The 1,143-nt window shown below is 63.7% G+C and carries 2 protein-coding genes; both read right to left on the reverse strand.

Going from position 1 to position 1,143, the window contains the following annotated elements; genetic code table 11:
- The coding region (locus AWB68_RS45240) for a cytochrome c oxidase assembly protein (RefSeq protein ID WP_143282074.1) at positions 1 to 542 on the reverse strand (542 nt) is incomplete at its 3' end.
- A complete protein-coding gene (locus tag AWB68_RS45245) occupies positions 542 to 1,108 on the reverse strand; it encodes an SCO family protein (RefSeq protein ID WP_087650490.1) in 567 nt (188 codons plus the stop codon). The genes AWB68_RS45240 and AWB68_RS45245, both read right to left, overlap by 1 nt.
- Positions 1,109 to 1,143 lie beyond the last annotated feature (35 nt).

The raw sequence follows: 1,143 nt of genomic DNA on the forward strand, positions 1-1,143 counted from the left end.
GCAGGACGGGAATCGAGCACGAGCCACCAGAAGAGCAGGCCGTCGATCACCATGCTCCAGTTCATCACGCGATACAGCCGGTAATCGAGCATCGCCTTGAAGTGGATCGGCGAGAGTAGCCAGAAGTAGATCAGCCCGACAAAGAGCGTCACCGCGACCACCGGATTGAACAGCACATCGAGCGTGACGCGCACCACTCTCGTGCTCATCGCGGGACGCATCCAGCGCTGGCGCCAGTTGAACGGGATGCCCGAGCGCAACGCGGCGCCCGGATACGACAGCGCGATCAGGAATGGCCCGACGTGATGCAGCACGAGATGCTGCAATCGATGCATGAAGAATTCATGCTCGAAGTAGTAGTCGAGCCGCGTGTGCAACGCAATATAGATTCCCGCGAGACCGAGCCAGAACGCGGCCCGACGTGCTAACGACATTCTTGCGTGTCGCGCGCCGCGTGTAAACAGAACCGCTGCAATCAGGACGGCCGCCACGACGGTCGGTGACGGCTCCCACGGTTCGAGCCAGTAGGCGATCGCCTCCATCATGACTGGGTCGGATCGATGACGCGTCGCAGATCGTGCGCGATGGCGTCGACGGAATCGTTGTCGGTGGCAAGCAGGCGCGCGTGGCCTTGCGCGTCGAAGATATACACCGCCGAACTGTGCGTGACTTCGTACGAGCCGTCGGGGTCGCGCTTCTCCGCCTGGTAGGCCACGCGATAACGCTTCGCCAGCGATTCGATCGCGCGATCCGAACCCGTCAGGCCGACCGCATGCCGTGCGTCGAACGCGCGCACGTATGAATGCAGCGCGGCGGGCGTGTCGCGGGCGGGATCGACGGTGATGAAGACGATTTGCGCACGATTGGCGTCTGCGCCGATCAGTTGCAGCACCTGCATGAGCCGCGCGATCGTTTCGGGACACACGTCCGGGCAATGCGTATAGCCGAAGTAGATGAGTGCCGCGCGGCCTTCGAACGACTGGCCGCTAACGGCGCGCCCGCTATCGTCGACGAGGGAGAACGACAGGTCGGGCAGGTGGCCGCTCACATCGGTGAGGCGCCAGGGTTCCGCAGGCCGGGAACACGCGGTGACGAGCGCGCAAAGCAACGCAGCGGCGAGGTAAAGGCGAACGCGGAGGTCCT

Origin of the sequence: Caballeronia choica, assembly GCF_001544535.1 — a bacterium.
GTDB classification, from domain to species: domain Bacteria; phylum Pseudomonadota; class Gammaproteobacteria; order Burkholderiales; family Burkholderiaceae; genus Caballeronia; species Caballeronia choica.